This window comes from Castellaniella caeni NBRC 101664, assembly GCF_001592225.1.
GTDB lineage: Bacteria > Pseudomonadota > Gammaproteobacteria > Burkholderiales > Burkholderiaceae_B > Castellaniella > Castellaniella caeni.
Genome location: NZ_BCWN01000003.1, coordinates 131,477 through 157,775 on the forward strand (window position 1 = coordinate 131,477; position 26,299 = coordinate 157,775).

The window sequence follows — 26,299 nt, forward strand, 5'->3', positions numbered from 1 at the left end:
AGGCCTTCCCAAAAGCACACCGCAGGGGGGCCCCTCTTCCCCCCTGTCCTCTCGGTAATACAACTTCAAAATCAGTGCGGCAAAGCCGCCTCGTTCAGGCCACCTGCGCTTCGTCGAACTGGGCTTCTTCGGTCGACCCCGTCAGCGCCGTGGTGGACGACTGACCGCCTTCGATGGTCTGGGTGACCGCGTCGAAATAGCTGACCCCCACCTCGCGCTGGTGCTTGACCGCCGTAAAGCCCTTGTCGGCAGCGGCAAATTCTTTCTGCTGCAGTTCGACGAAGGCGCTCATCTGCGTGCGGGCATAGCCGTGGGCGAGTTCGAACATGCTGTAGTTCAGGGCATGGAAGCCAGCCAGCGTGATGAACTGGAACTTGTAGCCCATGGCGCCCAGTTCGCGCTGGAACTTGGCGACCGTCGCATCGTCGAGGTTCTTTTTCCAGTTGAACGACGGCGAGCAGTTGTAGGCCAGCATCTTGCCCGGGAACTGGCGGTGGATCGCCTCGGCGAACTTACGCGCGTATTCGATATTGGGGGTGGACGTCTCGCACCAGATCAGGTCGGCATACGGCGCATAGGCCAGGCCGCGCGAAATGGCCTGATCGAGGCCCGCACGAGTACGGTAGAAGCCTTCGACCGTACGTTCGCCGGTGACGAACGGCGCATCGTTTTCGTCGATGTTGCTGGTGAGCAGGTCGGCGGCTTCGGCGTCGGTACGGGCCACCAGCAGCGTGGGCACGTTGAGCACGTCGGCGGCCAGGCGGGCGGACACCAGCTTGGCAACGGCTTCGCGGGTGGGCACCAGCACCTTGCCGCCCATGTGGCCGCATTTCTTGACGGATGCCAGTTGGTCTTCGAAGTGCACGCCCGCGGCACCGGCCACGATCATGGACTTCATCAGTTCAAAGGCGTTGAGCACGCCGCCGAACCCGGCCTCGGCATCGGCCACGATGGGCGCGTAATAATCGATGTAGCCTTCGTCGCCCGGGTTCTTGCCTTCCATCCACTGGATCTGGTCACAGCGGGTGAGCGAATTATTGATGCGCGTGACCACGCTGGGCACCGAGTTGGCGGGGTACAGAGACTGGTCAGGGTACATTTCACCAGTGATGTTGGCATCGCCCGCCACCTGCCAGCCCGACAGGTAGATGGCCTTGAGCCCTGCCTTGACCTGCTGCATGGCCTGGTTGCCGGTGAGCGCGCCCAGCGCGTTGACGAAATCTTCGGTGTGCAGGAGACCCCACAGTTTTTCGGCGCCGCGGCGGGCCAGGGTGTGTTCGACCACCACCGAGCCGCGCAAACGCACGACTTCGTCGGCGCTGTAGCCGCGTTTGATGCCCTGCCAACGGGGGTCTTCGGCCCAGCTGCGTTGCAGGTTGCGCACTTCTGTTTCGCGAGAGGTCATGGTGTTGCTCCTGAGAAAGACAAAACAAGAAACCGATGCAAAATAGTGTACGCGGATGCTGCACCGCACATAAGACCTATGTCTTATATAAGATTGAAAATTTAATTCATATTAATCATTGATTTACGCAAATCATTTCATGTCATGAAATTATTTTTCTTGAGATGAAATGCCGATCAACGCAGTGCAGCATAAGTTTTTCACATCACAAAACCATACTTTCATCATGTGAAAAAGAGCGGGTCGGCACAGTACAATGGACGGACTATGGAAACCACCGCACTCGAACACAGCCCGCTGGGCCACAGCACCCAAGGCGCGGATCACTACGACCCCACGCTGCTGTTTCCCATTGCACGCAGCGACACCCGCACGGGCCTGGACGCACCCCAAGCCCCTTACGGGGCCGACATCTGGAACGCCTACGAACTGTCCTGGCTCAACGCCAAGGGGCGCCCGGTGGTGGCCATGGGCCGCTTCACCTTTTCGGCGGCCAGTCCAAGCCTGATCGAATCCAAGTCGTTCAAGCTGTACCTCAACAGCTTCAATGAAGAGCGCTTCGAATACCCGGAGATCGTGCAGCAGCGCCTGCACAGCGACCTCACCAAGGCATCCGGCAAAGAAGTGCATGTCGAGATTCTGTCGGTGCGCCCGGCCTTCGAGCTCAGCTGCGCCCCCTTGCGCGGCACCTGCATCGACGACCAGGACATCGAGTTCGCGCCAACGGCGGCCCCCACGCCCGAAACCCTGGTATGCGCGCAGCCCGCGCCCTTCGTGCGCGAAAACCTGGTGACCGAGCTGCTGAAATCCAACTGCCCCGTCACCGGCCAGCCCGACTGGGCCAGCCTGCAAATCCAGTATGCCGGGCCGCGCATCGACCACGCCGGGCTGCTGCGCTACATCGTGTCGCTGCGTCGCCATGGCGAATTCCACGAGCTGTGCGTGGAAAAAATCTACGGCGAGATCATGGCGCGCTGCGCGCCCGAAGAACTGCTGGTGTACGCCCGCTACACGCGCCGCGGCGGTCTGGACATCAACCCCTGGCGCGCCAGTTTTCAGCCCAAGGAAATAGGGCAAACGCGCACCCTGCGGCAATAAAAATCACATACGCAATATTAACGCGAGCCTTGGCGCACGATTTGCCTGGCTTGATCGAAGGGCAAGATATTTGCTTCGCAAGACGCCCAGAGTAAGGGCAACAAGCGGCTGTCGTTTGTCAGTATCGTGTAACTTTTTGCCAGTTCGACCAGCGAGGCATCCGTAATGCCGAACCCAAGAAATACCGGGCCACCGACATCCCGGCTGATCAGGGAGTCAACTTGGCCAAATTCAGAAAACAGCACTTTCGCAACGGCAAAGGCGCGTGTTCGCGCCTGGTTTCTTAGGTCAATGAGATTCGAGACTTCGGCTGCAATGTAGGGTGTGATATGAACACTTCTGAAAGTGCCCATGAGCTTGACCACCACTTCGTAATCAGCCCAATCGTAGCCACCCAACCGCTTTGAGTTCTTGATCTGCCCGCCATTGTCCAGAGCCCCGATAACCAACAAAAGAAGCAGATTTGCATCGATGATCAACTTGTCGGCCATCACGATGGTTAACCCCCTTTGCGGTCCCTGAACCCCTTGAACACGCCATCGCTATGGCTGACCAAGAAAACCTTGTGCTGCCGTTTTTCCTGCATCAAGGCTGCCAGCCTAGCCAGATTTGACAGCCCGTTGCCAGATGGGTTGTCAAACTGCTGCTCAGCCTTGTCACCAAAATCGTAGCTGAGCGTTACTTGATAAAGAAGATCATCCTCAGACAGGATCACCTCTTCCAATTTGATGTTTCGGGCATCAGGCTGCAAGGTGGTAATGCTGTCCTTGGCAATGCGCACTGCATCAGTGAAATCGATCATCCGAGCCTCCAACCACCATTTCCCATCAGGAAATTTTTGCACGAGCGATGGGTGTCATTCAAGCTGTCGGCCCTGCCAGGGCAGCTTACTGAAACAACCAGCTCATCGACACACTAGCTGCGGCTGCGCATTTCCGGCCAGGCCTTTTGCAGGTAGTAGCACATCGACCACACCGTGAGGATGGCGGCCACGATGATGAGCACGGTGCCGACCAGGCGGGTGGAGACACCCTCGATGGGCTGCCAGTACAGCAGGCAGGGAATGGCGACCATTTGCGCCGCCGTCTTGAACTTGCCCAGGCGGTGCACGGCCACGCTGCTGGCCGCACCGATCTTGGCCATCCATTCGCGCAGGGCCGAGATGGTGAGTTCGCGGCCGATGATGACCAGGGCGATGAGCAGATCGACGCGCCCCAGGTCGAGCAGGATGAGCAAGGCCGCCACGACCATGAGCTTGTCGGCCACGGGGTCGAGAAACGCGCCGAACGCCGAGGTCTGGTTCCAGCGGCGGGCTAGGTAGCCGTCGAACCAGTCGGTGACGGCGGCGATGATGAAGGCGATGGCGGCGATGTGGTCGCGCCAGCCCGAGCCTGTCCAGGCATCGGGCAGATAGAACAATCCCACGAGCAGCGGGATCATGGCAATGCGCAGCCACGTCAGGGCGATGGGAATATTGAACGGCATGATGAACGTAATACTACCCCATGCAGGGCACCTGTACATCACCGCTGGTCGTGCGGAGTCAAACGGGTGCTGAAACAGGGCTCGCGCCTCACGATGAAACGTGCTTGCGCTATCTGATGTAAGGCCGCGGCACAACACGGCGCAACCGGCACCTTGTTGCTGCGCACTGCCAACGCATCAGCGCAAAGCGTGGTAAATACGCTCGGCCAGCTGGCGCGAAATGCCCTCGACACCCGCCAGCTCGTCGATGCTGGCATCGACCACCCCCGAGAAGCCACCAAAGCGCGCCAACAGATTCTTGCGTCGATGCTGGCCGACCCCTTCGATTTCTTCCAGGCGCGACACGTTGCGCGCCTTGGCACGGCGCGCACGCATGCCGGTGATGGCGAAGCGGTGCGCCTCGTCGCGCACTTCGGCCACCAGCATGAGGGCGGCGGATTCCACCCCCAGGGCTACCGAGGGGCGGCCATCCACAAAGACCAGGGTTTCCAGCCCCACCTTGCGGTGATCGCCCTTTTTCACGCCCACGATGCGGCTGACGTCCAGCCCCAGTTCTTCGAACACCTGGCGCGCAATGCTCACCTGCCCTTCGCCGCCGTCAATGAGCACGATGTCGGGCAGGGAGACTTCGCCGTCGGCCACCTTGGCGTAGCGCCGGGTGAGCGCCTGGCGCATGGCCGCGTAGTCGTCGCCCGGCTCGATGCCGGCGATGTTGAAACGTCGATAGAGAGAATGCTGCATGGCGTGGTTCTTGTAGACCACGCACGAGGCCACCGTGGCCTCGCCCGCCGTATGGCTGATGTCGAAGCATTCGATGTGCAGCGCGGCGAGCGCCTCGTCGTCGGTATCCAGGTCGAGTTCGACGGCCAGCGCCCGGGTGCGCGCCTCGCGCGCGCTGGACTCGGACAGACGCTGGGCCAGCGCCAGGTGGGCATTGCGCTGGGCCTGTTCAAGCCAGGTGCGGCGCGTACCCTGCGGGCGCGTGAGCACGCGGATCTTGTGGCCGTGCTGCTCGGCCAGCATGGCGATGAGGTCGGCATCGGGCACGCCATGCGAGCACACCAGCACGGGCGGCACCGGGTTGTCGGCGTAATGCTGGGCAATGAAGGCCGCCAGCACTTCTTCGGCAGGCTCGTCTTGCGTCTGGGTGGGAAACAGCGGCTTGTCGCCCAGGTGACGCCCGGCGCGTACCATAGCCAGATTGACGCACACGCGCCCGCCCGAGACCTCGACGGCGATAATGTCGGCGCTGTCGTCGCCCACCTGTTCCATGGTCTGCTGCTGCAGCACCTTGGCCAGGGCGCGCATCTGGTCGCGCAGCACGGCGGCCTGCTCGAAATCCTGCCGGTCGGAGGCCGCCATCATGCGTTTTTCGAGGTCTTCCATGACCTCGGTGGTGCGGCCTTCGAGAAAACGGATGGCGCGCTCGACATCGGCCCGGTAGTCTTCAAGCGAAATCTTCAGCACGCATGGCGCCGAGCAGCGGCCGATCTGGTAGAGCAGACACGGGCGCGTGCGGTGGGCGTAGACGCTGTCTTCGCAGGTGCGCAGCTTGAAGACCTTCTGCAGGATGTTGATGGTCTCGCGCACGGCCCACGAATTGGGATAGGGGCCGAAGAAGTGCCCCTTGCCCTGCGTGCTGCCGCGGTAATACACGATGCGCGGCGCTTCGTGGTCGGTGATGTGCAGGTAAGGGTACGACTTGTCGTCCCGGAACAGGATGTTGTAGCGCGGCTTGAGGCGCTTGATGAGGTTGTTTTCCAGGATCAGCGCCTCGGCCTCGGTGCGCGTGATGGTGACCTCGGTGCGCACCACCCGCGCCAGCATGTGCTCGATGCGCGGGCCGTGGCCGGTCTTCTGGAAATATGAACTCACCCGGCGCTTGAGGTCGCGCGCCTTGCCGACGTACAGCACCTCGCCTTCGGCATCGATGTGCCGATAGACCCCGGGCAGATGCGGGAGATCAGCCAGGAAGGTTTTCAGATCGAAGGCTTCGGGCACGCAGATACCTCGGGTCGGACAAAAGCCCCGCCCAGCTGGGCGCGGGCCGGGGGGGCATCAGACGCCGGATGCGGCGCACGGCGTGCGGATCGATGGCCCGCCCGGCCAGCCCCAGCAGCAGGGTGTCTGCCAGGTCGGGACGGTTGCAGACCAGCACCATGTCGCAGCCCGCGGCCAGGGCGGCCTGCGCCCGGGCGTGGATGTCGCCCGCCACGCTGGCGCCTTCCATGGTGAGATCATCAGAGAACACCACGCCATCGTAGGCCAGCTGCTCGCGCAAAATGCCGGTGACCCAGCGGCGCGAGAACCCGGCGGGCTCGGGCGCCACCTGAGGATAGATGACGTGCGCCGGCATGACGGCGGGCAGCACCAGGTCGCCCAGCCAGCCGTAGGGGGCCGCATCGGCGCCAAGAATGTCGTCCAGGGGGCGGTCATCGACGGGAATGGCCAGGTGCGAATCCGCCGCCACCGCGCCATGCCCCGGAAAATGCTTGCCGCAGGCCGCCATCCCGGCCTGCGCCAGACCTTGCACCAGCGCGCGGGCCAGCAGCGACACGACTGCGGGATCCGCATGAAACGAGCGGTTGCCGATGACCTGGCTGACGCCGTGATCGAGGTCGAGCACCGGCGTGAAGCTGAAATCGACCCCGCAGGCGCGCAGTTCGCTGGCCAGCACAAAGCCGGTTTCGGTGGCCCCATGCAGCGCCGCCTGGGGATCCTGGTCGTACCACTCGCCCAGCGCGCGCATGGCCGGAATCGGCGTGAAGCCATCGGTACGAAAACGCTGCACGCGCCCGCCCTCGTGATCGACGGCAATCAGCAGCGGTTCGCTGCGCACCGCGTGAATGGCCTGGCACAGGGCCGTGAGCTGCGCCCGGTCGGCAAAATTGCGAGTGAACAGAATGACGCCCCCCACCTGGGGGTGGCGCAGGCGCGCCTGTTCGGCCTCGGTGAGCTCGAAGCCCGCCACGTCCACCATCACGGGGCCCGGGGGCAAGGGGTTCTGCATAATGATCAATCTCCAGAGTGGGCGCCGGTCGGCAGCCCTTCAACAATCACGAAGGCGGCCACCATGTCCGATTCGTCGGTCATGGAGACGTGCGCGCGACCAAAACGCTGGGCATACCAGGTTTGCAGCGGACCGGACAGGTGGATTTCGGGGGCCCCGCCACGCCGGTTGAGCACCTGCACCCGCGACCAGGTCATGGGCATGTGGATGCCCAGGCCGATCGCCTTGGAGAAGGCTTCTTTGGCGGCAAAGCGGGTGGCCAGGTACAGAATGCCGCGCCGCGGGTCGCGCGCACTGCGGCGCGCATGCACGAGCTGTTCGTCGGCCCCCAGCACGCGCTCGACGAAGCGCGCGCCATGCCGGGCGTAGATGTGTTCGATGCGCGCCACGCGCAGCAAGTCGGTGCCGATGCCGGCAATGCCTGGATGTGACATGTGCCCCCCTTGAAAACCGGGCCCGCGAGAGGCGCGCCGCTGGCGCGGGGCGCGGCCCCGGGCCGTCCGTGCTACAGACGCAGAAAATGCTCGCGGTAATGCTTGAGCTCGTTGATGGATTCTTCGATGTCGGCCAGCGCCTCGTGCTTGCTGGCCTTGGTGAAACTGCGGTAGACCTCGGGTTTCCAGCGCAGCGACAGTTCTTTGAGGGTGCTGACGTCGAGGTTGCGGTAGTGGAAGTAGGCTTCGAGCCGCGGCATGTATTTCACCATGAAGCGGCGATCCTGGCCGATGGTGTTGCCGCACATGGGCGACTTGCCCGCGGGCACCAGCGGCGCGAGAAACCGCAGCAAGGTGTCTTCGACGTCGGCCTCGGTGAGGGCGGACGCTTTCACCCGCCCGATGAGACCGCTCTTGCCGTGCGTGGACTGGTTCCACTTGTCCATGCCGTCGAGCACCGCGTCGGCCTGATGCACCACCAGCACCGGCGCGCGGGCCACTTCGGTGAGATCGGGCTCGGTGACTATCATGGCAATCTCGAGAATGCGCTCTTTCTCGGGGTCCAGGCCGGACATTTCCATGTCCAGCCAGATCAGGCGCTGATCGTTCGCAGCCATCACCTATAATCCTCTCAACCAAAAACCAGATTTTCGCACACTGGCTCGATGGACACGCTGACCCTCCTCTTCCTTGCCTGCCTGATCTGCGATCTGCTGATCCGCTACTGGCTGGCTCGACGCCAGATTCGCCACGTCGAAGCGCATCGCGACGACATCCCCCCCGCCTTTGCCGGGCGCATCGGCCTGCACAGCCACCAGCGCGCCGCCGACTACACCGTCGCTCGCTGCCAGTTCGCCATGGTCGAACGCATCGTCGAGGCGGCGCTGCTGCTGGGGCTGACGCTGCTGGGCGGGCTGCAGGCCATCGACCTGCACCTCGGGCGCGTCATCGAATCTGAACTCTGGCGGCAGATGTCGCTGGTCGGCGTCGTACTGGCCCTGCTCGGCTCGGTGGGCCTCGTGTTTTCGGCCTGGCGCACCTTCCGGCTCGAAGCGCACTACGGCTTCAACCGCATGACGCCCAGGCTCTTCGTCACCGACGCCCTGAAAATGCTGCTCGTCACCCTGGTGCTCGGCGCGCCCTTGCTGGCCGCCATCCTGTGGGTGATGGATACCACCGGCGCCAGCTGGGCCTGGTGGGCCTGGGGCCTGTGGGTCGGCTTCAACCTGCTGGTGCTGTGGCTCTACCCCAGCTTCATCGCTCCGCTCTTCAACCGTTTCAGCCCACTGGACGACCCGGCCCTCAGCCAGCGCATCCACGCCCTGGCCGAACGCTGCCACTTCGGGCTGTCGGGCCTGTTCGTGATGGACGGCTCGCGGCGGTCGGCGCACGGCAACGCCTACTTCACGGGCTTTGGCCGACACCGCCGCATCGTCTTTTTCGACACACTGCTCTCGAAGCTGGACGCCGACGAGGTCGAGGCCGTGCTGGCCCACGAGCTGGGGCACTTTGCCCATCACCACATCCTGCGCCGCATCGTCGTCAGCTTCATCACGGCGGGCGTGCTGCTGCAGCTGCTGGCCTGGCTGTCCACGCAGCTGTGGTTCTACACCGGCCTGGGCATCATCCCCCAGCTGGGGCGGCCCAACGACGGCCTGGCCCTGGTGCTCTTCATGCTGACCCTGCCCGTCTTTACTTTCTGGTTCACACCCGTTGCCAGCCTGATGTCGCGCCGCGACGAATTCCAGGCCGACCAATACGCCGTCCGGCAATGCGGCGCGGCGCCGCTCAGCAGCGCCCTGGTCAAGCTGTACGACGACAACGCCGCCACCCTGACGCCCGACCCCATCCACTCCGCCTGGTACGACAGCCACCCCTCGGCCGCCGTGCGGATTGCACACCTGCACCATGAGCAGGGCTGAGTCCGCCCTGCCGGGCCGGGTCGTGGCGGCACACGGGCGCCACTACCGGGTCGTCCTCGATGCCTCGCCAGCCCCCCGCCACTGCTACACCAAGGGCAAAAAGGCCGGCCCGGCGGTCGGCGACCGGGTGCTCGTACTGCCCGAAGGTCTGAACGAAGGGGTCATCATCGAAGTGCTGCCACGGCGCAACCTGTTCTACCGCTCGGATGCGCAGCGCAGCAAGCTGTTTGCCGCCAACATCGACCAGCTGCTGCTGGTGCTGGCCGCCGAACCCGAATTTTCAGACGACCTGCTGGGACGCGCGCTGGTGGCCGCCGGCAGCGCCGACATCGCCGCGCACATCGTGCTGAACAAGGCCGACCTGCCCGGCACGGCGCGGGCGCGCGCGCGGCTGGCGCTGCCCGAGTCGCTGGGCATTGCCGTCACCACCCTCAGCGCCCTGGACACCGAACAGACACGCGCGCGGCTGGGGCCCGTCCTGCAGGGACGTTGCACCTTGCTGCTGGGACAAAGCGGCATGGGTAAGTCTACCCTGCTCAACGCCCTGGTGCCCGAGGCCGCAGCCCCCACGCAAGCGCACTCCGAGGCGCTTGGCACGGGCCGCCACACCACCACCCACACGCGGCTCTACCCGCTGCCCATGGGGGGCGACCTCATCGATTCGCCAGGCTTCCAGGCCTTCGGCCTGCAGCATCTCAGCGCACACGACATCGAGCAGGGGTTTCCCGAATTTGCCCCGGCCATCGCCCAGTGCCGGTTCTACAACTGCACGCACCAGCACGAGCCAGGCTGCGGGGTGCTGGCCGCCCTGGCGCGCGGCGAGATCACCGCGCAGCGCCACGCGCTGTACCTGCGGATACTGGCCGAAAACGAGGCGGCACGGCGCTACTGAGACAAACCGCGCAGGCACGGCCCGGCAGGCCGATTGCGGCCCGGGCCTGGGGCATCCGGCCGGGACTCGGTGTGTCAGCGGGGGCCGGGGCCGGCCAGCCCCGCGGCGGCGGCCAAAAAGCGATAGAAATTGCGCACCAGAATGGCCGTCGCGCCCCAGATGAAGTGCGACTGCCAGGGCATGGAAAAATAGCAGCGGCCATGCCCCCAGGCCGTCTGCAGCTGATGCAGCTGATGCCGGGCGGGATCCATCAGGATGGCCAGCGGCACCTCGAAGACTTCGGCTACCTCGGCCTGGTCGGCCTTGATCTGGAAGCCCGGCAGCAGCTCGCCCACCACCGGCGTCATCAGAAATCGGGTGGTGGTCAGCAAGGTGGGCTGCAGGCCCATGACCTGCACGAACTGCGGCGCGATGCCGATTTCCTCGCCGGTTTCGCGCAAGGCGGCCGCCACCGCATCGGGGTCGCTGGTTTCGATGCGCCCCCCTGGAAAACTGACCTGGCCCGCGTGCTCGTGCAGGCGATCCGAGCGCCGGGTGAACAGCACCGCCAGGCCGCCGGGGCGCTGCACCAGCGGCATCAGGACGGCCGCCTGGCGCGCCCGGGCCAACGCGGCGGGATCGGGGGCAAACGCCTGGGCGAACAGGGGTTCGACCTGCCAGGCGACCGGCTGCGCGAAGGCCTGGCGGATGAAATCCAGCCGCAGGCATTCGGCGGGCAGGCTGGGCAGCGCGGGACAGGACAGCAGCGGCTGGATGGCCGGGTCGAAACTGGCGGACTGCGGAGCGTCCAGCGGCGGAATCGGGGGCGTCATGGCTTCCAGAAAAGGGCTCTGCGACAGGAACACACTGTGGTCAGTGTACTGCCTGTGACAGACCGCGGGCATGCATAAAAAAAGACACCCGCCCGGGTGTCTTTTTTTATGCCAGTGGCGCGGCCTGCCTTCAGGCGGACTTGCGCACCAGCTTTTCCTTGATGCGGGCGGCCTTGCCGGTACGGCTGCGCAGGTAGTACAGCTTGGCGCGGCGCACGTCACCGCGGCGCTTGACTTCGATGCTGGCGATTTGCGGAGAATACAGCTGGAACGTACGCTCGACGGCTTCGCCCGACGAAATCTTGCGCACGGTGAAGGCCGAGTTGAGCCCACGGTTGCGGCGGGCGATGACCACGCCTTCGTAGGCCTGGGTACGCTTGCGCGTGCCTTCGACCACGTTGACGCCGACCACGACGGTGTCGCCAGGGCCGAATTCGGGGATGGTGCGGCCTTCGGTCAGGCGCGCGATTTCTTCTTGTTCGATGGTTTCGATGAGATTCACTGAGGGCTCCGAAGCATCTTGGGCACAGGCTGTTGGTTGAATGGATGCCGTGGCAGAGGATGCGGTAAACCAGGGATTATATCAGAACCCCGCAGCTGCACCGAGCCACATCAGGCCAGGCACCATGGCGGCCCACAGCGCCACCATGAGGACGTCGGCCAGCAAGGGCCACACCTGCCGCCAGGGGATGGCCCGGCGGGCGGCCTTGCGCGGAACCGGGCGCACGGCCTGTGGCCGCTGTGGCCCATAGGCCAGTTGGCCTGCCTGCCATGCGGATGCGGATGTGCTTGCCATGTGTGGTCTCCCGGCGCCGCCTGTTGGAAGAAGGTGTTTTTGCGCGGCACAGAATTACTGTACAAAAATACAGCGTTGATGACAAGAGGGGCGATACCGGCGCACACACAGGCACCACGCGTCATTGCACGGCGCGCCAGATGCAAAAGACCCAGCACCAGGGCTGGGTCTTTTGCCCGCGGGGCGCGCGGCTCGCGTCCAAAGCGCACACCGTTCAAGGCGCGTGCCGCCACGGGCGCGTACCGCTTGCGGTTTACAGATTGGGCTGCGGGGTGGTGCGCAGGTACGCGCGGATTTCCTTGTAGCCCTTGGGGAATTTTTCTTTCAGTACGGCGGGGTCTTTGATGGACGGCGCGATGATGACGTCTTCACCCGGTTTCCAGTTCACCGGCGTGGCGACGCTGTAGTTGTCGGTCAGCTGGATGGAATCCAGCGCCCGCAGGATTTCATCAAAATTGCGACCCGTACTGGCCGGGTACGTGAGGATCAGGCGGATTTTCTTCTTCGGATCGATGACGAACACGGAACGCACCGTCGCCGTCGTGCTGGCGTTGGGGTGGATCATGTCGTAGAGCGTGGCGACCTTGCGGTCTTCATCGGCCAGGATTGGATACTGGACGTCGGTTTTCTGCGTATCGTTGATGTCTTTGATCCAGTCGATGTGCGACTGCTTGCCATCCACCGAGACGGCAATCACCTTGGCGCCACGCTTGGCGAAGTCGCCGGACACGATGGCGGTGTAGCCCAGTTCGGTGGTGCACACCGGCGTGAAGTCGGCCGGGTGCGAGAACAGCACCCCCCAGCTGTCGCCCAGCCACTCGTGAAACTTGATTTTCCCCAGGGAAGATTCTTGTTCGAAGTCGGGGGCAATGTCACCCAAACGCAAAGAGGCCATCGATAACTCCTTAAGTATCTGTCGCCCGGACATCCCGGGCGACGAATTGGTTTAGACACTTAAGATTCTTGCAGAATATAGGACGCTATAAAAATACAAGAATGTAATAACTATATTTACGCGTGACGGGCATAGCGGTCGGCCAGGCCGCCGGCCTGAATCTCCGCGTCGAGGGCACCCGTGCGCGGCAGCACGTGCGCGGCATACTGCACCGCCGTGGCGATCTTGCGCGTGAAGAACGCATCAGTGGCGCCGGACTCGAGCGCCCGCGCAGCCGCCAGGGCGGCGCGTCCCAGCTGCCAGCCCGCGTGCGCCGTGCCGGCCAGCATCAGGCAGGGCACGCTGCCGGCGAACACCCCGCGCACGTCCTCGCGCACGTGCCCCAGCACGTACCCGACCGCGGACTCATAGGCCTGGGCCGCCGCATCCAGGCGCGCGCCGATGGCACTCAGGGCTTCGGCATGCGCCCCTGGGGCGGACTGCAAGGCGGCGGCGGTTGCACGCATGCCGGCAATCTGCGCGTGCGCCACGGCACCGCCATCACGCACGATTTTCCGACCGATGAAATCGTTGGCCTGAATGGCCGTCGTGCCCTCGTAGATGGGCAGGATGCGGGCATCGCGGTAGTACTGGGCCGCGCCGGTTTCCTCGATGAAGCCCATGCCGCCGTGCACCTGCACCCCCAGGGACGCTACCTCCACCGACGATTCGGTGGAGAACGCCTTGACGATGGGCACGCAATATTCGTAGACCGCCTTGCAGCGAGCCCGTTCGGCCTCGTCGGCGGCGTGCGCCGCCTTATCGCGATAGCCCGCAGCCACGTAGGCCACGGCGCGCGCGCCCTCGGCCAGGCCACGCATCACGCCCAGCATGCGCGCCACGTCCGGGTGGTTGGCGATCGCCACCGGCCCGGCGGAGCCCTCCAGCGCATTGCCCTGCACCCGCTCGGCGGCATACGCGGCCGCGTGCTGCAGCGCCCGCTCGGCCACCGCCACGCCCTGCAGGCCCACGGCGTAGCGCGCGGCGTTCATCATGATGAACATGTATTCGAGGCCACGGTTTTCCTCGCCGATGAGGTAGCCCACGGCGCCCTCGCCCACGTCGCCCTTGCCCGAGCCGTACAGCAGCACCGCCGTCGGGCTGCCGTGGATGCCCAGCTTGTGTTCCAGCGAGGCGCAGTAGACGTCATTGCGCTTGCCCAGGCCGCCGTCGTCGTTGACCAGGAACTTGGGCACGATGAACAGCGAAATCCCCTTGACCCCCTTGGGCGCGTCCGGCGTGCGGGCGAGTACCAGGTGGATGATGTTCTCGGCCATGTCGTGATCACCATAGGTGATGAAGATCTTCTGGCCGCTGAGGCGGTAGCTGCCGTCATCCTGCTTGAGCGCGCGGGTCTTGAGCAAGGCCAGATCAGAGCCGGCTTGCGGTTCGGTGAGGTTCATGGTGCCCGTCCAGCGGCCTTCGAGCAGCGCGGGGATGAAGCGGGCCTTCTGTTCGGGCGTGCCCACCATCGACAGCGCCTCGATCACCCCGTCGGTGAGCAGGGGGCACAGGGAAAACGACAAATTGCCCGCATTGATGCTTTCGGTGACTGGAGCGGCCAACAGTTTGGGCAGGCCCTGGCCGCCGAATTCGGCCTCGTGCGGCAGCCCCTGCCAGCCCCCTTGCACGAAGGCCTGGAAGGCGGCGCGAAAGCCGGGAGTCGTGTGCACGACGCCGTCGTCCCAGCGCGCGGGCTGTGTGTCGCCCGCGCGGTTCAGGGGGGCGATTTCCTGCTCGACGAAGCGGGCATTCTCATCCAGCACGGCGTCCACGAGGTCGTCGCTGACCTCTTCGAAACCGGGCAAGGCCAGCACGCCTGGCAGATCAGCCAGCTCGCGCAGCACAAAACGGACATCCTGGGTAGGCACCTGATAAGTCATGATCATTCCTGTGAGAAAGGGGGGTGGCAGACGCGGCGGCGCCCCCGGCGAGTGCCCGCACGCGGCACTGCGGCAAGCATCGAAAACGGGCCCCGCAGCCGCCGGGACAGGCTGGGCGGCGCGGCATGCTCCGCCCGCAAACCCGTACCGGGCGCCTGCGGGGCCCGCTGGCGAAAGACGGTTTAAAGCGCCTTCACCAGCTCGGGCACGGCCTCGAAGAGGTCGGCCACCAGACCGTAGTCGGCCACGCCGAAGATGGGCGCTTCGGCATCTTTGTTGATGGCCACGATGACCTTGGAGTCTTTCATCCCGGCCAGGTGCTGGATGGCCCCGGAAATGCCGATGGCGATGTACAGTTGCGGTGCCACGATCTTGCCGGTCTGCCCCACTTGCCAGTCGTTGGGTGCGTAGCCCGCATCAACGGCGGCCCGCGAGGCCCCCAACGCCGCGCCCAGCTTGTCGGCCAGGGGGTCGAGCAGCTTGAAGTTCTCGGCGCTGCCCAGGCCACGCCCGCCGGACACCACGACCGAAGCCGCCGTCAGCTCGGGACGGTCGCTCTTGGCGAGTTCGCGGCCCACGAACACCGACTTGCCGGAATCGGCCACCGCGTCGATCGCGGCGACCTCGGCGCTGCCGCCGGTTTCCGCTGCGGGATCGAAGGCCGTGGTGCGCACCGTGACGACCCGCTTGGCATCGGTGGACTGCACCGTGGCCAGCGCATTGCCCGCGTAGATGGGGCGCACGAAGGTGTCCGCGGATTCGACGGCGACGATGTCGGAAATCTGGGCCACGTCGAGCTTGGCCGCCACGCGCGGCGCCACGTTCTTGCCCGACGCCGTGGCGGCGAACAGGATGTGGCTGTAGTCGCCCGCCACGGCCAGCACCTGCGCAGCCAGGTTTTCGGCCAGGCCGTTGGCCAGCGCCGGGCCGTCGGCCAGCAGCACCTTGGCCACGCCCGCCGTCTGCGCAGCCTGCTGCGCCACGGCTTGCGCCCCGGCACCGGCTACCAGCACGTGAACGTCGGCCCCCAGCTTGGCGGCGGCAGCCACCACGTTGCGGGTAGCCGCGCCCAGCTGGGCATTATCGTGTTCAGCAATAACCAGCACGCTCATTTAAATCACCTTTGCTTCGTTCTTGAGTTTCTCGACCAGCGTGGCCACATCGGGCACCTTGATACCCGCCGAACGGGTAGGCGGCTCGGTGACTTTCAGGGTTTTCAAGCGCGGGGCGGCATCGACGCCGAGGTCGGCGGGCGCCAGGGTTTCGAGCGGCTTTTTCTTGGCCTTCATGATGTTGGGCAAGGTGACGTAGCGCGGCTCGTTGAGGCGCAGGTCCGTGGTGACGATGGCGGGCAGCGTGAGGCTGAGGGTTTCCAGGCCGCCATCGACTTCGCGGGTGACCTGCACGTGATCGCCCTGCACCTCGACCTTGCTGGCGTTGGTGGCCTGCGGCCAGTCGAGCAAGGCGGCCAGCATCTGGCCGGTCTGGTTGGCGTCGTCGTCGATGGCCTGCTTGCCCAGGATGACCAGCTGCGGCTGCTCTTTCTGGGCCAGGGCGGCCAGCAGCTTGGCGACCGCCAGCGGCTGGAGTTCGGCGTCGGTTTGCACCAGCACGCCGCGATCGGCGCCGATGGCCATGGCGGTGCGCAGGGTTTCCTGGCACTGCGCCACGCCGCAAGACACGGCGATGACCTCGGTGGCCACCCCCTTTTCTTTCAGGCGGGTGGCTTCTTCAATGGCGATTTCGTCGAACGGATTCATGGACATTTTGACGTTGGCGATGTCCACGCCGGTGTGATCGGATTTGACGCGAACCTTGACGTTGTAGTCAACGACACGCTTGACTGGCACTAAGACCTTCATCGAGCTAACTCCAGAACGAAAAGAAAAAAGAATGAATGCGCCAGACAGCGGACGCCGACTGACGCGCCTTCATCAGTAACCCCCCAGCGCCCGCACGTGCGCCACGGCACTGCGCCCCAGGGCGGACAGGTCATACCCGCCTTCCAGGAAGCTGACGATGCGCCCGTGGGCGGATTCGGCGGCCACCTCGACCAGGCGTTCGGTGATCCAGGCGTAATCCGCCTCGACCAGCTTGAGACTGCCCATGTCGTCTTCACGGTGGGCATCAAAACCGGCGGACACGAGGATCAGCTCGGGCCGGAAGCGGCGCAGGGCGGGCAGCCAGTGTTCCATGGCCAGATCGCGCACCACCTGCCCGTCGGAATAGGCATCCACCGGGATGTTGACCATATTGGGCCCGACGTGTTCCTGGCGCGTATCCGGGAAAAGTGGATATTGGTAGAAGCTGCACATCAGCACCCGGTCTTCGTGCAGGAAAGCTTCTTCGGTGCCGTTGCCGTGATGCACGTCGAAATCGACGATGGCCACGCGTTCGAGGCCGTAGTGCTGGATGGCGTAGCGGGCGGCAATGGCGATGTTGTTGAAAAAGCAGAAACCCAGGGCCTGGCCGGGACGCGCGTGATGCCCCGGCGGGCGAATGGCGCAAAAAGCCGTCTGCGCATGGCCCGCCATGATTTCATCGAGCGCCGTCAGCCCGGCCCCGGCGGCGGCCCAGGCGGCTTCGAGGGTTTCCGGGTTCATGATCGTGTCGGGGTCGATGGGAAAATAGCCATGAGCAGGCGCATGCTGGCGCAGAAAAGACAGGTATTCCGGCGTGTGCACCCGCAGCACGTCAGCCGCCGTGGCAGGCCGGGCCTGACATTGGCGCAGAAAATCCATCAGGCCGCTGGCCGCCAGCTGATCGGACACCGCGTCGAGCCGTGCGGGGCATTCGGGATGCCAGGCGCCCATTTCATGCAGGCGGCAAGCGGGATGAGTAATATAGAGCGTCTCCATAAGGGCGATTATGTTCAGACCAACCCGTATTTTGCAAGTTGCCGTAGCGTCGTTGTTTTTATCCGGCTGTGCCACCAGCGGCAACGGCCCGCAAGCCACGGCGGCGGACACAGCCCAGTCTCAAAATCAAACAATCGTTTCAAACGATCGTATTAATTCTAGCAGAAGCCGCAGGCCAGGCAAATCTTTCTCGGTGCCGGGCGACTTCCTGAACAGCCAGGGGCAGCTGCTGCCCGAGCTGCAAGCCTTCGCGCAAGACACCGCCCGCACCCAGCAGCTGCCGCTCGACGAGGTCGAGGCGTTGCTCAAGTCCGCGCGCTACGACGCCACCGCCGTGCGCCTGATGACGCCGCCCACGCGCACGGGCCGCATCCGCCGCGCCTGGTTCAGTTACCGCACGCGCCACGTCGATCCCATCCGCATCCGCCGTGGCGTGCAGTTCTGGCAGGATCACCACACGGCACTCGAACGGGTCAGCGCGCGCACCGGGGTGCCCGCCGCCATCATGGTGGCCATCATCGGCATCGAAACTGTCTACGGGCAGTACACGGGCGACCATCGGGTGCTCGATACGCTCACGACGCTGGGCTTCCGCTATCCCGACCCCAAACGTCCAGAGCGCCAGGCCATGTTTCGCGGCCAGCTGGCCGACCTCATGCTCCTGAACCACCAGGGGGTGCTCGACGCCTGGACAGTCGAGGGTTCTTTTGCCGGGGCCATGGGCCTGCCGCAGTTCATGCCGGGCAGCCTCATGCGCTATGCCGTCAGCTATGAAGGCAGGCGCCAGGTCGATCTCACCAACAGCCCCGAAGACGCCATTGCCTCGGTGGGCAATTTTCTCCAGGCGCATGGCTGGGTACGCGACGTGCCGGTCTTCGCGCCCGTCCGGCTGCCCGCCAACGCCAGCCAGCTCACGCAAGACGGGCTCGAACCCATGAGCGACTGGACGCACCTCGAAGCCGAGGGTGCGCGGGCGCTGCCGGGCGCGGGCAGCCGCTGGCAGTCCCAGCCGCTGGGAGTGATCGATCTGCAGGACGAAATTCGTGGCACGCACGAGTACCGCTGCGCTACGCCCAACTTCTTCGCCATCACGAAATACAACCGCAGCTATTTCTATGCGGCATCGGTAGCCGATCTGGCCCGCGAAATCGCGGACCGCATGGGTTCATGATGCGTGCGTCTTAGCCGAATACCCCGGTGGACAGGTAGCGGTCGCCACGGTCGCAGACGATGAAGACGATGGTGGCATCGCGCACGCTGGCGGCCACCCGCAGGGCGGCCACCGCCGCGCCCGCTGACGAGATGCCGCCAAAGATGCCTTCTTCGGCAGCCAGGCGCCGCGCCATGGATTCCGCCTGTTCTTGCGTGATGGGCTCGAAGGCATCGACAGCCGTCGGGTGATAGATGCGCGGCTGATAGGCCTCGGGCCACTTGCGGATGCCCGGAATATGGGCACCATCGGCGGGCTGCGCACCGATGATCCGCACCTTGGGATTGCGCTCGCGCAGGTAGGAGGCCACCCCCATGATGGTGCCCGTCGTGCCCATGGCACTGACGAAATGGGTGACCTGGCCATCGGTCTGCCGCCAGATTTCGGGGCCTGTGGTTTCGTAGTGCGCGCGCGGGTTGTCTTCGTTGGAAAACTGATCCAGCACGAAACCCTTGCCCTCGGCCTGCATGCGCAGGGCCTCGTCGCGGGCGAATTCCATGCCGCCTTGATCCGCCGGCGTGAGAATGAGCTGCGCGCCGTAGGCCGTCATGGCGGCGCAGCGCTCTTGCGAGGAATTGTCCGGCATGAGCAGGATCATCTTGTAGCCGCGCACGGCGGCGGCCATGGCCAGGGCAATGCCGGTATTGCCGCTGGTGGCCTCGATGAGCGTATCGCCCGGCCGGATGTCGCCGCGCAATTCGGCCTGGCGGATCATGCTGAGCGCCGCACGGTCTTTCACCGAACCTGCCGGGTTGTTGCCTTCCAGCTTGGCCAGAATGACGTTGCCACGCGGTTCACCCACCTCTTGGGCCAGGCGCTGCAGGCGCACCAGAGGCGTGGAACCGACGATCTCTTCGATGGTGGGGTAGGTTTTCATCCCCGAGATCATACACCCGGCCAGCGCGGCCAGCCGGACATCTGATCTCGAGAAATAAGCATATCGCCACAGGCGATATCCACCCGCCAGAGACGCCACGCGCTACGCACCAGCAGGCACCAGGCATGGCTTTGGACAAGCGCTCAGCGCCGGACGGGCGAAGCCGCGCGACGCGCGCCCTCTGGGCGGGAGGCCCGGGCTTCCGCGGGCGGTGGCTCAGCCGCCTGGCGCGCCTGCGCGCCCTGCCCCGAGACCCGCGTTCCGCCGCCATCGATGGTTAGGCCCGCCGACTGCATGGCCTGCGCCCGCCGCGGGCCGATGCCGCGCACGCGATCGGACAAATCCGCGAACGACAGGTAGCGCCCGCCCCGGCTGCGTTCATCGAGAATGATCTGCGCCGTCTTGGGCCCGATGCCCCGAATGCCCTTGAGCTGATCGAGGCTGGCCGAGTTCAGATCGACGGCGCCGACAGCCCCCGCCCAGGCCAGCGTGGTGAGGCTGAGGACGCAGAAGGCTCGGGCCAGCGGATTTCCTGCCCGAGTGCGCACGCGGTGGCCCGAGGCGGGCGCGCGCGGCGGGGCCGATGCGGCAGACCGCCGCCCAGGCGCGGCAGGAACGACTGCCGTGGGAAGCCGCACAACTACGGCAGGAACAGCGACGGCGGCGGCGGGTGCTCGTACGGACGGCACAGAAGCCGCGACGGCGGACGTTTGCGCGGGCGTGGCCGCGGACGGCTGGGGCCGGGCCACGGTGTCATGCAGAAAGGGGTTCATATTCAGACTCCTGTTCATGGAAACGAGGGTCTGGATATCTTGCAGCAAGCCGAACGCTTGCGGCAGGCGCCGTGACCAAATTTGTCACGGCGCAGTTTTCGGCATAAGGAAGCCACCACAGCGAGTGGCGAACCGCCCGCCGCCCGGATCTCAGCGGAGGCGCAGCTGCCCGGCCTCAAGCAGGCGCTGCACATAGGCTGAAACGCCCGTCTGCACGTCGCTGAAGGCGCCCGTATACCCGGCTGCGCGCAGCTGGGCGAGGTCGGCCTGGGTGTGGCTCTGGTAACGCCCCTTGAGATCGTCCGGAAAGGCGATGTAGCGCAGCTGGCCGCCCGCCACCAGTTCTTCGCGCGGCAGGGCCAGCTGCCCCTGGTGGATGCGCAGGCTGTTGACCACGGTCTGCGCCACGTCGTTGAAGGGCTGCGCGCGGCCCGTGCCGCAGTTGAAAATGCCGGAGACCTCGGGGTGATCCAGGAAATGCAGATTGACTTTGACCACGTCGTCGACGAAGACGAAATCGCGCTGCTGGCCGCCGTCGGGGTAGCCGTCCCAGCCGCCGAACAGGCGGACGTGGCCCTCGGCGACGTACTGGTTCATGTTGTGAAACGCCACCGAGGCCATGCGCCCCTTGTGCTGCTCGCGCGGGCCGTAGACGTTGAAATAGCGCAGCCCCACCACCTGGGCGGTGAGGGTGTCCATGCGGCGGCGCAGCACCTGGTCGAACAACAGCTTCGAGTAACCGTATACATTGAGCGGCGCCTCGTTGGCCGGGTCTTCGATGTAGCGCGGCCCGGGGCCATACACCGCCGCCGACGAGGCATACAAAAAGGGCACCTCGCGCGTCTGGCAATACTCGAAGAGTTCGAGCGTGACGCGAAAGTTGTTGTCCATCATGAACTGGCCGTTGCGCTCGGTGGTGTCCGAGCAGGCCCCCTGATGGAAGACCGCATCCGGGCGCGGCAGTTCGCCGCTGAGCACGCGGCGGCGGAATTCGTCTTTGTGCAGGTAATCGGCGATCCGCAGATCGACCAGATTGCGGAATTTGTCGCCGTCGGTGAGGTCATCGACGGCCAGAATATCGAATACGCCCCGTGCATTGAGGCCACGAACCAGATTGCTGCCGATGAACCCGGCGGCGCCTGTGACGACGATCATGCTGACAACTCCTGTGCGGTCACAATCGATGTGCCCAGTTTACCCACGACGATGCCACCCGCCCGGTTGGCCCACAGCATCGCGTCATACCAGCCCAGCCCGGCGGCGCGCATCACCGCCAGCGTGGCCAGCACCGTATCACCCGCCCCCGAGACGTCGAACACTTCTTGCGCCTGCGCGTCGGCGTGCTGGCGCCCGGCCTGCGTGTACAGCGTCATGCCTTGCTCGGAACGGGTGATGAGCAAGGCCTCGAGCGCCAGCTCCGTGCGCAGGGCCTGCGCGCGGGCGGTGAGGTCTTCCTCGGAATCCCAGCGACCCACGGCATCCTGCATCTCGCTGCGGTTGGGCGTGACCAGGGTGGCGCCCTGATAGCGCTTGTAGCGATGGCCCTTGGGATCGACCAGCACCGGCACCCCGGCATCGCGTGCCAGCGCGATGAGATGTTCGACGCGCGCCAGCGCCCCCTTGGCGTAATCGGACAGCACCAGGAGATCGACGCCGCGCAGGCCATCGGCCAGCCCGGCGTCGAGGGCATCGAGGGCCCGCTCGCCGGGCCCCTGCTCGAAATCGACCCGCAGCAGCTGCTGCTGGCGCCCGAGCACACGCATCTTGAGCGTGGTGTCCATGCCCTCGGCGTCTTCGACCAGGCCGTCCCGGATGCCCGACTCGCGGATGAGCGCACGCACCCGTGCGCCCGCCTCGTCGGCGCCGACGATGCCCATGAGGCTCACCTGGGCCCCCAATGCGGCGATGTTGCGGGCGACGTTGGCCGCCCCGCCCAGGCGATCTTCGCGCCGCGCCACGCGCACGACCGGCACCGGGGCCTCGGGCGAAATGCGATCCACCTCGCCGAACCAATAGCGGTCGAGCATGATGTCGCCCACCACGAGAATCCGTGCCGCCTGTACCGCCGAGGCCGGAAACACCATCATCGAATCTCCTCCAGACGCCGCGGCCGGTAGGTTTCCCAGGCATTGCAGCCCGGACACTGCCAATAGAAACGCCGCGCCTCGAAACCGCACTGGCTGCAGGCATAGCGGTCGAGACGCTGCGTATGTTTGTGAATGAGGCTGCGCAGCAAACCAAGATCGGCCCCCGGAACGAGACGATTGACCGTGCCGTGATCGCCTTCCTGGGCCAGTTCGACTTCGAGCAGGCGATCGAGCCCCAGCAGGGACGGGTGCGCCCGCAGTGCCTGGCGTGCGAAGCCCCAGGCGGTCTCGACGCCATCGCGCGTGCGCAGGGCGCGAAACACCACGTTGAACAGATCAAGCGTGGGCGATTGTTCGTACTGCGCCTGTAACAGGGCCAGGCCCTCGTCCGCGCGTCCCTGCGCGCCATAGCAGGCCAGCAGCAGATCGGCCACCAGACCGGCGTAGTCGGGGGCGCTCACCAGCACGTCCTGCAGCTGCACGCGCTGCGCTTCGAGATCGCCCCGGCGTTCGGCGTACTGCGCTCGCAGCAGGTGCACACGCGTCTTCGAAGCGTCGCTGGAGCCGTTCTGGCGAGCCGCGTTGTCGGCAGCGTCCAGCGCATCGGCGGCGGCGGAAAAATCGGGTTCTTTCTGTTCGAGCGCCTGCTGGGCGAGTTCGCAGTAATAATGCGCGAGCTGCGGCACCGGCTCTTCCGTGCGTCCGCGCAACTGCTGCACCGCCTCGATGGCCCGGTGCCAATCGTGCTCGGACTCGTAGATGCGGATCAGGGCGCGGATGGCCGCTTGCGCGTGGCGCGTCTGGAGGATGGCCTGGAAGCCGTGCTCGGCGCGATCGAGCATCCCCGCCTTGAGAAAATCTTGCGCCAGTTCGAATTGCGCGTTTTCGCGGTCGGCCATGGGGAGGTCTTCACGCGACAGCAGGCTCTGGTGCACGCGGATGGCGCGCTCGATCTCGCCGCGACGGCGAAAGAGGCTGCCCAGGGCAAAGTGCAGTTCGGTGGTTTCGGGGTCGAGCTTGGCCACCTCGATGAAGGCGTCGATAGCCCGGTCGGGCTCTTCGTTGAGCAGAAAATTGAGGCCCTTGAAATAGGAATCGGGCAGTGCGCGCGTCTCGGAGAGCATCTGCCGGAAATCAAAGCGCGCGGCCAGCCATCCCAGACCGAAGAGGACAGGGACGATGATCAGCCACCAGGGTTCAAAATCCACGGCAATGCGTCCTGATCAGAGGGGCGCCAGAGGAGCCACGGTTTCGGGAATGACGGGGCCCGAATGCACCGGCGGATGCGCCAGCGCGTCTTGCGCGCGGGCCAGCTCGCGGCGCAGGCGGTTGATTTCGCGGCGGCGGCGCAAGACCGCGGAGAAGGCCACCAGCAGGCCGAACACCAGCCCCAGCACGAAGGCGGCCAGCATGACGACGATGAGCGGCACCTGCTGCACGACGTGATCGGCGAAGAAACCCACATCGACCGGCGCCGTGTTTTTCAAGGCGAACAACAGCACGATGACGAAAATCACCAAGCGCAACAACCAGACCAGATAGCGCATATGCCCAGCTCCTTGAAAGAGAATCACGACATTGTAAGGGGAAAAAAATAGCGGCCCGAAGGCCGCCCGAACGTCACCGGCCCGAAACCGCCTTGCGGGGCGGCTTCGGAATGGTCGGCTCATTCGTTGAACAGATGCATCTGATACAAGTCAGCCACGGTCGCGGGTTCGTCGGCACCCGGGGTTTGCGGCCCCTGGTCGACCCGTTCACGGAGTTCTTTGCCCGGCTTGAAGTGCGGCACCAGCTTGGCTGGCACCAGCACTTTTTCGCCTGACTTGGGGTTGCGCCCGACACGCGGCTGGCGTTGCGACAGCGAAAAGCTGCCAAAGCCGCGTATTTCGATGCGCTGCCCTTGGGCCAGCGCATCGGCCATGGCATCCAACACCGTCTTGACCGCGAGATCCATGTCGCGGATCGCCAATTGAGGATAGCGACCCGCCAGCACGGCTATGAGCTCGGACTTGGTCAGGCCTGGCATCAGTTGTCGCGCTGCTGATCGAGCTTGGCCTTCAGCAAGGCGCCCAGGTTGGTGGTGCCCGACGAAGCGCTGGCTTCGGTCATGCGCTGGATGGTTTCAGCCGTTTCGGCGTTGTCGCGCGCCTTGATGGACAGCTGGATGGAACGCGCCTTGCGATCGATGTTGATGATCATGGCTTCGACCTGATCGCCGGCGTGCAGCACGGTGGTGGCGTCTTCGACGCGGCCAGCCGAGATTTCGGAAGCGCGCAGGTAGCCATCGACATCGACGGACAGGGTGACGACGGCGCCCTTGGGTTCGACGGACTTGATCGTGCCGGTGAGCACGGCGCCCTTGTCGTAGGTAGCCACGAAGTTGTTGAACGGGTCGCCTTCGAGCTGCTTGACACCCAGCGAGATGCGTTCTTTGTCGGTATCGATGCCCAGCACCACGGCGTCGATCTCGTCGCCCTTCTTGAAGTTGCGCACGGCTTCTTCGCCGGTTTCCGTCCAGGAGATGTCGGACAGGTGCACCAGGCCATCGATGCCGCCGGGCAAGCCGACGAACACGCCGAAGTCGGTGATCGACTTGATGGCGCCATGAACCTTGTCGCCACGCTTGAAGTTGGCGGCGAAGTCTTCCCAGGGGTTGGGACGGCATTGTTTCATGCCCAGCGAGATGCGGCGGCGGTCTTCGTCGATTTCCAGAACCATGACTTCGACTTCTTCGCCCAGGGTGACAACCTTGCGCGGATCGACGTTCTTGTTGGTCCAGTCCATTTCGGAGACGTGCACCAGGCCTTCGATGCCGGCTTCGACTTCGACGAACGCGCCGTAGTCGGTGAGGTTGGTAACCTTGCCGAACAGGCGGGTGCCTTGCGGGTAGCGGCGGCCCAGGCCGATCCAGGGATCTTCGCCCAGCTGCTTGACGCCCAGCGAGACACGCTGCTTTTCTTGGTCGAACTTGAGCACCTTGGCTTCGATTTCCTGACCCACTTGCAGGACTTCGGAGGGGTGACGCACACGGCGCCAGGCCATGTCGGTGATGTGCAGCAGGCCGTCGATGCCGCCGAGGTCGACGAACGCGCCGTAGTCGGTGATGTTCTTGACGATACCCTTGACGATGGCGCCTTCGTGCAGGTTTTCGAGCAGCTTTTCGCGCTCTTCGCCCATGCTGGCTTCGAGCACGGCACGGCGCGACAGCACGACGTTGTTGCGCTTGCGGTCGAGCTTGATGACCTTGAATTCGAGGGTCTTGCCTTCGTAGGGAGTGGTGTCCTTGACGGGACGCAGATCGACCAGCGAACCCGGCAGGAAGGCGCGGATGCCGTTGGTCATGACGGTGAGGCCACCCTTGACCTTGCCGGTGATGGTGCCGTTGACCAGCTCGCCGGACTCGAGGGCCTGTTCGAGTTGCAGCCAGGCCGACAGGCGCTTGGCGCGGTCACGCGACAGGATGGTGTCGCCATAGCCGTTTTCGAGAGAATCGATGGCCACGGACACGAAATCGCCGTCCTGGACTTCGAGCTCGCCCTGATCGTTCAGGAATTCTTCCAGCGGAATGTAGGCTTCGGACTTCAGCCCGGCATTGACCACGACAAAGTTGTGGTCGACGCGCACGACTTCGGCCGAAATGACCTCGCCGGAGCGCATGTTCTGATCTTTGATGCTTGCGGCAAACAGATCGGCAAAGCTTTCGCCGCCCAGAGCGGCTTCGGTGGTAAGGGTGGACATGAACAATAATCCATAAGCCCCGAGGGGCAATCATGACACGCCGGGAAAGACCCCGGCGGAGTGAGCAAAAATCCTGCGAGAAGCC

The 26,299-nt window shown here is 64.8% G+C and carries 28 protein-coding genes; 4 read left to right on the forward strand and 24 right to left on the reverse strand.

All coding sequences use genetic code 11. The features are described from left to right. Nucleotides 1-94: 94 nt before the first annotated feature. Entirely contained in the window at nt 95-1,405 is a 1,311-nt protein-coding gene (gene aceA / locus CCA01S_RS02910) for an isocitrate lyase (protein ID WP_066453802.1), read from the reverse strand. A gap of 267 nt (nt 1,406-1,672) precedes the next feature. Between aceA and queF the strand changes: the two genes are divergently transcribed. Further along, complete coding sequence (gene queF / locus CCA01S_RS02915; RefSeq protein ID WP_066453805.1) at nt 1,673-2,503, forward strand: NADPH-dependent 7-cyano-7-deazaguanine reductase QueF; 831 nt, start codon at nt 1,673-1,675, stop codon at nt 2,501-2,503. A 17-nt stretch (nt 2,504-2,520) separates the two neighbouring features. On the opposite strand, the gene CCA01S_RS02920 is transcribed toward queF, so the two are convergent. The 7 genes from CCA01S_RS02920 to orn all read right to left on the reverse strand — a co-directional run bounded on the left by CCA01S_RS02920 (nt 2,521) and on the right by orn (nt 8,049). After that, entirely contained in the window at nt 2,521-2,997 is a 477-nt protein-coding gene (locus tag CCA01S_RS02920; protein ID WP_146030606.1) for a PIN domain-containing protein, read from the reverse strand. 5 nt (nt 2,998-3,002) lie between these two features. Beyond that, nucleotides 3,003-3,305: a hypothetical protein gene (locus tag CCA01S_RS02925; RefSeq protein WP_066453816.1), complete on the reverse strand. Its 303-nt coding sequence runs from the start codon at nt 3,303-3,305 to the stop codon at nt 3,003-3,005. A 113-nt stretch (nt 3,306-3,418) separates the two neighbouring features. Then, nucleotides 3,419-3,988 carry a CDP-diacylglycerol--glycerol-3-phosphate 3-phosphatidyltransferase gene (gene pgsA, locus CCA01S_RS02930; RefSeq protein ID WP_066453818.1) on the reverse strand — a complete coding sequence of 190 codons (570 nt, stop codon included), beginning with the start codon at nt 3,986-3,988 and terminating at the stop codon, nt 3,419-3,421. Nucleotides 3,989-4,165: 177 nt separating this feature from the next. After that, nucleotides 4,166-5,989, reverse strand: coding sequence for an excinuclease ABC subunit UvrC (gene uvrC / locus CCA01S_RS02935; protein WP_066453819.1), 1,824 nt, complete (start codon nt 5,987-5,989; stop codon nt 4,166-4,168). Then, complete coding sequence (gene nagZ, locus CCA01S_RS02940) at nt 5,952-6,998, reverse strand: beta-N-acetylhexosaminidase (RefSeq protein WP_066453821.1); 1,047 nt, start codon at nt 6,996-6,998, stop codon at nt 5,952-5,954. The genes uvrC and nagZ overlap by 38 nt, the downstream gene beginning before the upstream one ends. A 5-nt stretch (nt 6,999-7,003) precedes the next feature. Continuing rightward, nucleotides 7,004-7,432, reverse strand: a complete 429-nt coding sequence (acpS, locus tag CCA01S_RS02945; protein WP_066453824.1) for a holo-ACP synthase — start codon at nt 7,430-7,432, stop codon at nt 7,004-7,006. Between the two features lie 71 nt (nt 7,433-7,503). After that, the gene (gene orn, locus CCA01S_RS02950) at nt 7,504-8,049 is read right to left on the reverse strand and encodes an oligoribonuclease (protein WP_066453826.1); all 546 of its coding nucleotides are present in this window, start codon (nt 8,047-8,049) and stop codon (nt 7,504-7,506) included. A 48-nt stretch (nt 8,050-8,097) separates the two neighbouring features. Here orn and CCA01S_RS02955 point away from each other — a divergent pair, with 48 nt between their 5' ends. Together CCA01S_RS02955 and rsgA are read left to right on the forward strand one after the other, a co-directional pair. Then, entirely contained in the window at nt 8,098-9,354 is a 1,257-nt protein-coding gene (locus CCA01S_RS02955) for a M48 family metallopeptidase (RefSeq protein ID WP_066453829.1), read from the forward strand. After that, a complete protein-coding gene (gene rsgA, locus CCA01S_RS02960) occupies nt 9,341-10,246 on the forward strand; it encodes a ribosome small subunit-dependent GTPase A (RefSeq protein ID WP_066453831.1) in 906 nt (301 codons plus the stop codon). Before CCA01S_RS02955 ends, rsgA begins: the two co-directional genes overlap by 14 nt. Nucleotides 10,247-10,320: 74 nt before the next feature. Here the strand turns inward: rsgA and CCA01S_RS02965 are convergent, their stop codons facing one another. From CCA01S_RS02965 to CCA01S_RS03000, 8 genes are all read right to left on the reverse strand, one after another. Further along, nucleotides 10,321-11,058, reverse strand: coding sequence for a CoA pyrophosphatase (locus tag CCA01S_RS02965; protein ID WP_084386423.1), 738 nt, complete (start codon nt 11,056-11,058; stop codon nt 10,321-10,323). A 130-nt stretch (nt 11,059-11,188) separates the two neighbouring features. Further along, nucleotides 11,189-11,560: a 50S ribosomal protein L19 gene (gene rplS / locus CCA01S_RS02970; protein WP_066453833.1), complete on the reverse strand. Its 372-nt coding sequence runs from the start codon at nt 11,558-11,560 to the stop codon at nt 11,189-11,191. An 81-nt stretch (nt 11,561-11,641) separates the two neighbouring features. Beyond that, nucleotides 11,642-11,854, reverse strand: coding sequence for a hypothetical protein (locus CCA01S_RS02975; protein ID WP_066453835.1), 213 nt, complete (start codon nt 11,852-11,854; stop codon nt 11,642-11,644). Nucleotides 11,855-12,107: 253 nt separating this feature from the next. After that, complete coding sequence (locus CCA01S_RS02980) at nt 12,108-12,749, reverse strand: peroxiredoxin (RefSeq protein WP_066453838.1); 642 nt, start codon at nt 12,747-12,749, stop codon at nt 12,108-12,110. Nucleotides 12,750-12,865: 116 nt separating this feature from the next. After that, nucleotides 12,866-14,671, reverse strand: coding sequence for an acyl-CoA dehydrogenase (locus tag CCA01S_RS02985; protein WP_066453841.1), 1,806 nt, complete (start codon nt 14,669-14,671; stop codon nt 12,866-12,868). 182 nt (nt 14,672-14,853) lie between these two features. Next, a complete protein-coding gene (locus tag CCA01S_RS02990) occupies nt 14,854-15,783 on the reverse strand; it encodes an electron transfer flavoprotein subunit alpha/FixB family protein (protein ID WP_066453843.1) in 930 nt (309 codons plus the stop codon). Beyond that, the gene (locus CCA01S_RS02995; RefSeq protein ID WP_066453846.1) at nt 15,784-16,533 is read right to left on the reverse strand and encodes an electron transfer flavoprotein subunit beta/FixA family protein; all 750 of its coding nucleotides are present in this window, start codon (nt 16,531-16,533) and stop codon (nt 15,784-15,786) included. Nucleotides 16,534-16,605: 72 nt separating this feature from the next. After that, nucleotides 16,606-17,529: a histone deacetylase family protein gene (locus CCA01S_RS03000; protein WP_066453849.1), complete on the reverse strand. Its 924-nt coding sequence runs from the start codon at nt 17,527-17,529 to the stop codon at nt 16,606-16,608. 10 nt (nt 17,530-17,539) lie between these two features. Here CCA01S_RS03000 and mltB point away from each other — a divergent pair, with 10 nt between their 5' ends. Further along, the gene (gene mltB / locus CCA01S_RS03005; protein WP_066453851.1) at nt 17,540-18,700 is read left to right on the forward strand and encodes a lytic murein transglycosylase B; all 1,161 of its coding nucleotides are present in this window, start codon (nt 17,540-17,542) and stop codon (nt 18,698-18,700) included. Between the two features lie 10 nt (nt 18,701-18,710). Here mltB and cysM read toward each other — a convergent pair whose 3' ends face one another. The 8 genes from cysM to rpsA all read right to left on the reverse strand — a co-directional run bounded on the left by cysM (nt 18,711) and on the right by rpsA (nt 26,214). Beyond that, nucleotides 18,711-19,616 carry a cysteine synthase CysM gene (gene cysM, locus CCA01S_RS03010; RefSeq protein ID WP_066453854.1) on the reverse strand — a complete coding sequence of 302 codons (906 nt, stop codon included), beginning with the start codon at nt 19,614-19,616 and terminating at the stop codon, nt 18,711-18,713. 143 nt (nt 19,617-19,759) lie between these two features. Beyond that, nucleotides 19,760-20,389, reverse strand: coding sequence for a ComEA family DNA-binding protein (locus tag CCA01S_RS15180; protein WP_084386395.1), 630 nt, complete (start codon nt 20,387-20,389; stop codon nt 19,760-19,762). Nucleotides 20,390-20,539: 150 nt separating this feature from the next. Continuing rightward, complete coding sequence (gene rfaD / locus CCA01S_RS03020) at nt 20,540-21,544, reverse strand: ADP-glyceromanno-heptose 6-epimerase (RefSeq protein WP_066453860.1); 1,005 nt, start codon at nt 21,542-21,544, stop codon at nt 20,540-20,542. Next, a complete protein-coding gene (rfaE1, locus tag CCA01S_RS03025; RefSeq protein ID WP_066453875.1) occupies nt 21,541-22,476 on the reverse strand; it encodes a D-glycero-beta-D-manno-heptose-7-phosphate kinase in 936 nt (311 codons plus the stop codon). The genes rfaD and rfaE1 overlap by 4 nt, the downstream gene beginning before the upstream one ends. Next, complete coding sequence (gene lapB, locus CCA01S_RS03030) at nt 22,473-23,684, reverse strand: lipopolysaccharide assembly protein LapB (RefSeq protein WP_066453884.1); 1,212 nt, start codon at nt 23,682-23,684, stop codon at nt 22,473-22,475. The genes rfaE1 and lapB overlap by 4 nt, the downstream gene beginning before the upstream one ends. 15 nt (nt 23,685-23,699) lie before the next feature. After that, nucleotides 23,700-24,023: a LapA family protein gene (locus CCA01S_RS03035; protein WP_066453888.1), complete on the reverse strand. Its 324-nt coding sequence runs from the start codon at nt 24,021-24,023 to the stop codon at nt 23,700-23,702. 119 nt (nt 24,024-24,142) lie between these two features. Next, on the reverse strand, nt 24,143-24,493 hold the full coding sequence (locus CCA01S_RS03040; RefSeq protein ID WP_066454085.1) for an integration host factor subunit beta: 351 nt from the start codon (nt 24,491-24,493) through the stop codon (nt 24,143-24,145). 8 nt (nt 24,494-24,501) lie between these two features. Continuing rightward, a complete protein-coding gene (rpsA, locus tag CCA01S_RS03045; protein WP_066453890.1) occupies nt 24,502-26,214 on the reverse strand; it encodes a 30S ribosomal protein S1 in 1,713 nt (570 codons plus the stop codon). Between the last annotated feature and the right edge of the window lie 85 nt (nt 26,215-26,299).